Raw genomic sequence first — 5,559 nt, 5'->3', positions numbered from 1 at the left:
CAATTTACGACTCTGTATGAAGCAGACGATACGTAACACTGTTCAATCTGAACGAATTGAGGGTCCGCTTTGTGCCAGAAGCGGACATTGTTAACCTAACACTGGATTCATTATCAAGGTGCACATCAGCTAATATTTTTAAAATTAGGAATAGCCTCCATCAGGAGGCTATTTCAGAATGAGGACTTGAAGGGATCTAAATGGTCTTAAGCCTAAAAGATGTCTGAAGTACAGAAGGTTTTACAGCGGGCAACTTACATCACCTTCAGGACATTTCAACATACTTTCAAGCTCTTTAGTTCTCAGTTCTGTTTTGGTCTGAAGACAAATGGCAGTATTCATCGGGCTTACTGAGCCATCACTTGATTTATAAGTCTGAAACTTACAATCAGCGTCACGATAGCTGATCCATTTTTTCTGTGAGGACTGCAGCAGATTTCGTTGTTCACCTGATGTGAGTTTCAGGACCTTTTGGTATGCACTATTTAGAGCTTTATCTGCTTCTTTGTAGTCTGCAGAAAAGCACTGATTCATTTCAGACTGAGTCTGCGCCTCGCCACAGTCGGCTGCTACTGCCTGCGTAAGTGGAAAAATTACCAGAGAGAGAGCAATCATTTTTTTCATTTTCAGTTTCCTTTTGAAATGCGTTTTCGCAGTTTATTCTATCCAAAATTGAGGTTTACAAGAAACACCAATCCTCTGGCATATGTCTGCTTATAGAAAATATTAGCCTGGCGTCAGTCAGCTTTGTGCCTGAAGCGGACAACGCCAGCCAGTTCAGAGCTACCTCGTGCTAATAGCAAGTTTAGCCGCGAAGCATAAAAACAAGCCCCCTGTTGCCTTGTACATCACCCGGACAACACGACTTTTCTTCAATACTGCTGACGCAAAATGCGTGGATAAAATGAGAGTGACTGACCATATAGTCCCAATAGCTACGTGGATGCTGACCAGGATAAAAGTCCATATTAAAGGTGAGTGACCGACAGGTATGAATTGTGGCAAAAAAGAGACATAAAAAATGCCCATTTTGGGATTGAGCACATTCCCCAGCATTCCTCTGATAAACCAGCTCCCCTGAGAAACGTTGTTGTCATCACCATCACTGAAAGATGATCGGGGACGTATCAGCAGTTATAAGCCCAGCCAGCTCAGGTAGACCGCGCCACAAATTTTAAGCACCGTGTAAGCCATCTCTGAAACTGCCAGAAGAGCCCCAAGACCTAACGCGACCAGCGCACCCCATAAAAAACAGCCAGCATCAATGCCAAGCGCAGCGTAAAAAGCTTTTTTGCCGCCTTCAGCACAAGCGGTGCGCAGAATAAGTGCCGTATCAAGGCCGGGAGTCAGGGTAAGTAACAGTACCGCGAGAGCGAAGAGGGAGTCGTTAACAGTCACTTTCTTAGTCCGAAAGAGCAGATGCTAATCATTTAGTTCCACATAATCAATCTAACAAATATCACTTTTTTAAACGTCCGCTTCTCGCTCATAGCAGACCTTTTTTGCTGATGTGTCCGCTCTGTGCCACATGAGACTCTTGAGAGATTTCAGCTTATCAGGTAAGAGTGGAATACTGATTTTTATTTTAAAATTTTCATTATAGGAACTGGGGTGATAGCAACCGACTGGCAATTGATTAAAATCACAAATACACACAAAAGCTTTGATGTGAGTTGTAATCAACTGCTCCGTAGCTTTCACCTCTTCCCGGGGAAGCCTGAACATGCGGTGATGACGTCAGACGAAGTATTCGATGCTGGTTTTTTTCAAGCCGGTTTTCTTCACGTACAGCGTCACTCAGCAATGCGTTAAGCCGGCGGATAAGCGCTGAGGTGCCTAACTTCAGCTAAAGATGGCAACCAGCGCTGGGGCTTTTTCAGCAACGCACACCATGCCATCATATACGCATCCACCTAATATCTTCAATCCTGGATTTTCAACAAAAGGACTCGTGATGGAGCAAGATTATTTGCAGGATTTACTCAGCAAGCTCGAGTCACCTCATGACGATGCAGCACTACGTTGGGTTGCCGAACAAAACCACCACACTATGGAGAAATTTGCCCGAAGCATGCGTTTTCAGGAGAGAAAGCAGACCATCCTCCGGTCGTTAAATGATCAGGAGAACATCCCCTAGGGCGACCATTATCACGATACCGTTTATAACTTCTGGCGGGATGACAACCATCCTCGTGGTATCTGGCGGCGTACCCACGAAACATCCTATCTGACAACAGTGCCTGCATGGGAAACTGTGCTGGATATTGATTGCCTTAATGAAGAGGAAGGTGCTAACTGGAGCTATCAAGGCGCAGACCTGCTTTATCCTGATTTCACGCGTGCACTTGTTTTTTTATCGGGCGGTGGCGATGCCTGCGAAATTCGCGAGTTCGACCTGATCGAAAAAACCTTTATCAGCGACGGTTTTTTTCTGCCAGAAAGCAAAAGTTCAGTCGCCTGGCTTGACGTAAATCACCTCTTGCTGTCACTTGATGCGGGCGGCGATACACTCACGACATCAGGTTATCCACGTTGCGTCAGCTGCTGGCAGCGAGGCACTTTACCGCAGGATGCTGCCCTGATTTACGCCGGGCAAACAACCGATATGACGGTTTCAGCATGGCGTGACCACACCCAAGGATTCGAAAAAACATTAGTGAAGTGCTGCCGAGATTTTTATCACAGCCGCACATACCAGCTGACCGCGAAGGGAGAGCTGATATCCATAGACATTCCGGGAGATGCATCTTGCGGATTTTTTAATGCCTGGCTGCTTGTCACACTTACAACAGCCTGGAGAATAGCGGATAAAACCTATCCGCCCGGGGCTTTGCTGGCGATAGATTTTGCCTCTTTTCAACAGGGTCAGCGAAACTTCACCGTGCTATTCACACCGGATGTGCGTACTACGCTACAGAGTTACAGTCGGACCCGGGATTATCTAATCCTCAACCTCACCCGGGATGTGGTCGGGAGTGTTGAAATTTTACAATCGAAGAACGGACTGTGGAGCCGCGTTCAAATGCTGACATTATCTGACTTCACGACGATTTCGGCTTCAGGCATTAATACAGAGAACAACCGCTATCAACTGGTGAGTCACGGTTTTCTGCAGCCCTGTTGCCTTAATTATGGCGATCTGGATGAAAAAACTCTCAGTGTGGTGAAGCAGGAACCGGCGTGTTTTGATAAAACAGATTTTGAGGTCACACGACACTTTACCCCGTCACTGGATGGTACGCATATTCCTTATTTTCAGATAGCAGCCAAAGGGCTGGAGCTCACGGGTAAGCATCCTACCCTGCTGTATGGTTATGGAGGTTTCGAAGTCTCTTTAACGCCCGAATATCTGGGGGCGAAAGGCTCAACATGGCTACAAAAAGGGGGCGTCTATGTAGTGGCAAATATTCGTGGGGGTGGCGAATATGGTCCGGAGTGGCACCAGGCAGCACTGCAACAATACCGACACCGGGCTTATGAAGATTTTGCGGCTGTGGCCAGGGATCTGGTGTTCCGCAGAGTGACCTGTGCTGGCCGACTGGCGGCACAGGGAGGAAGCAATGGTGGTCTGCTGATTGGCAACATGCTGACGGACTATCCCGAGCTCTTTGGGGCACTATTATGCGAAGTCCCGCTTCTGGATATGATCAACTACCATCGCTGGCTGGCGGGAGCCTCATGGATTGCTGAATACGGAGATCCGAATATTGCTGAAGAGTGGCAATGGCTGCAAAACTATTCACCATTCGACAAAGTATCTTCTGATAAGAGCTATCCGCCGGTACTGTTTACCACAGGCACGCAGGATGACCGCGTCAGTCCTGCACATGCTAGAAAAATGGTGGCCCGGATGAAGCAGCAGGGCCATAACAATGTCTGGCTGTATGAAGAAACCGGGGCTGGTCACGGTAGCGCACCAGAGAATAGCCAGGTAGCGTTTTATCATGCTATGATCGAAGAGTTTCTATGGCAAATGTTGACAAATCAATAGGAAGGTAAACCTGAACTTGCTGCTCAATGATAATGCTGATTTTCTGTTATTATGAGTCGTATAAAAAGTATGGCAAGCCGGACAGAATAATGTGAGCCTATTTTCACTAAATCTGAGTCACTTGACAACCGTTTGGTACCCGAAGTGCTGGCTGTATACATCCCTGCATGCCGGGAAATCAGGGTGATCAGAAGGCTGTCCAATTTCCGACTGCTCGTACGTAGCGGAAGATTTGTACGCTAAATACATATACGCTTAAAGGTCTGATGGCTGCAGCAGGTTAACCCTGGTTCGCATCCATCCTTGCACACCAATCATGCAAACTTAGCGGTGAGGGATTAGCATCTGTCTTAAGAGTTAGAGAAGGGGCTTGGTAACCTCCTGTTTGCACCAGATTCGCTCTGGACTGGATTGCTATGAGGTCAGACATAATGGCGTCAGAACAAAAAACTATATATTTTGGCACAGAATTTATAAGCTTCTTCTTTATATAAAAAGGGAAATTTTCGTAATGAAAAGAGTAATTATAGTGGCAGTTATGATATTGAGTGGGTGCTCAACAGACAACGCAGAGTCGCTTCCTAAAATATCTGAAAGCAAACCTTATCCGGGAATTACGACTAAACCAAGCGCAGATAATCGCAGGGCGATCATGTCAGGTGAGCGACCTGATTGGGAAGCAGACGAAAGGCACGGCGTTCGAGTAATTGGATGGTAAATTTATATATAAGCGTCACATACAGATCATTGAAATTCAGGCAGCGCTGAGCGCTGCTTTCAAGGACAGCAGCTCGCACAGTCGGTTTACCGGCCAGTCCGTCACACCGGGAACCAGCCAGAAAGTTTATCATTGTTCGCGACCCCGGATTTCACTGACCAAGGTGGGTAGCAGCTCCAGTGTCATGAGGCCTAGGCTGTCGCCCGGCAGCGTCAGCTTATAGCTGATGACAGGATCACCAGAGAGATTTCGATGACACTGAGATTGAGGATTTAAACAATCTTACCGTATCGGCGAAGCAGGTCTGCTTCAATGCTTCTTCCGGCGAAGGTAACGGATATATAGTTGTTCAGCTGGCCAGGAACTTCAGCAATTATCAGACGTTTCGTACGGTCAATAATTAAGGTTCCAACTGATAGGATTTCCAATACTCTCCTGTATTTTTTCTTCAAAAAAAGCTGAAAATACATACTCATCTCCTTACTGGTGGGACAGCCTAAGTGATAAACAGCGAGAGAATATTGGCAAGATGATTATGTAGGTCGTTGAATTTTTTGGTAGCGCAATATTATGGGTTAATCATTCCGTTGATTATAACGCTGCTGCGCTTACAGAGATAAGATGCATCAACAGCGAGATTTCCAGCTGAATGTTTTCATGCCATTAGATAAGGGAGACCTAATCAGTCTTTTCGAGAATGTAACGATAAGATGGCATCTCCTACTTGACCAGCTCCCCAATAACTCACACAGAATGCTATTAGGAATGTCCGTTTCTCGCTCATAGCGGACGTTCATCACCTGCAACCACAGCGAGACTTCTAAACCCCTTCCCAGGCTGACATCAAACA

Annotated in this window: 3 protein-coding genes and 3 pseudogenes; 4 read left to right on the top strand and 2 right to left on the bottom strand. The window is 46.4% G+C overall.

The window, feature by feature from the left end; all coding sequences use genetic code 11:
• Positions 1-240: 240 nt before the first annotated feature.
• Positions 241-624: a lysozyme inhibitor LprI family protein gene (locus HFD97_RS21845; RefSeq protein WP_167432524.1), complete on the bottom strand. Its 384-nt coding sequence runs from the start codon at positions 622-624 to the stop codon at positions 241-243.
• Positions 625-783: 159 nt separating this feature from the next.
• Positions 784-1,398, bottom strand: a pseudogene (locus HFD97_RS21840) (LysE family translocator).
• Between the two features lie 454 nt (positions 1,399-1,852).
• On the opposite strand from HFD97_RS21840, the gene HFD97_RS22435 reads away from it, so the two are divergent.
• From HFD97_RS22435 to HFD97_RS22205, 4 genes and pseudogenes are all read left to right on the top strand, one after another.
• Positions 1,853-2,137: a hypothetical protein gene (locus HFD97_RS22435; RefSeq protein ID WP_244319840.1), complete on the top strand. Its 285-nt coding sequence runs from the start codon at positions 1,853-1,855 to the stop codon at positions 2,135-2,137.
• A 24-nt stretch (positions 2,138-2,161) separates the two neighbouring features.
• Positions 2,162-3,160 (top strand): annotated as a pseudogene (locus tag HFD97_RS22525) (S9 family peptidase); the annotation flags it as partial.
• Positions 3,161-3,991: a prolyl oligopeptidase family serine peptidase gene (locus HFD97_RS22520; RefSeq protein ID WP_341874300.1), complete on the top strand. Its 831-nt coding sequence runs from the start codon at positions 3,161-3,163 to the stop codon at positions 3,989-3,991.
• A gap of 957 nt (positions 3,992-4,948) precedes the next feature.
• Positions 4,949-5,358: pseudogene (locus HFD97_RS22205) on the top strand (hypothetical protein); the annotation flags it as partial.
• Between the last annotated feature and the right edge of the window lie 201 nt (positions 5,359-5,559).

This window comes from Pantoea sp. EKM103V, assembly GCF_011800365.1.
Classification (GTDB): domain Bacteria; phylum Pseudomonadota; class Gammaproteobacteria; order Enterobacterales; family Enterobacteriaceae; genus Pantoea; species Pantoea anthophila.
This window is presented reverse-complemented; position numbering and strand designations above follow the sequence as displayed.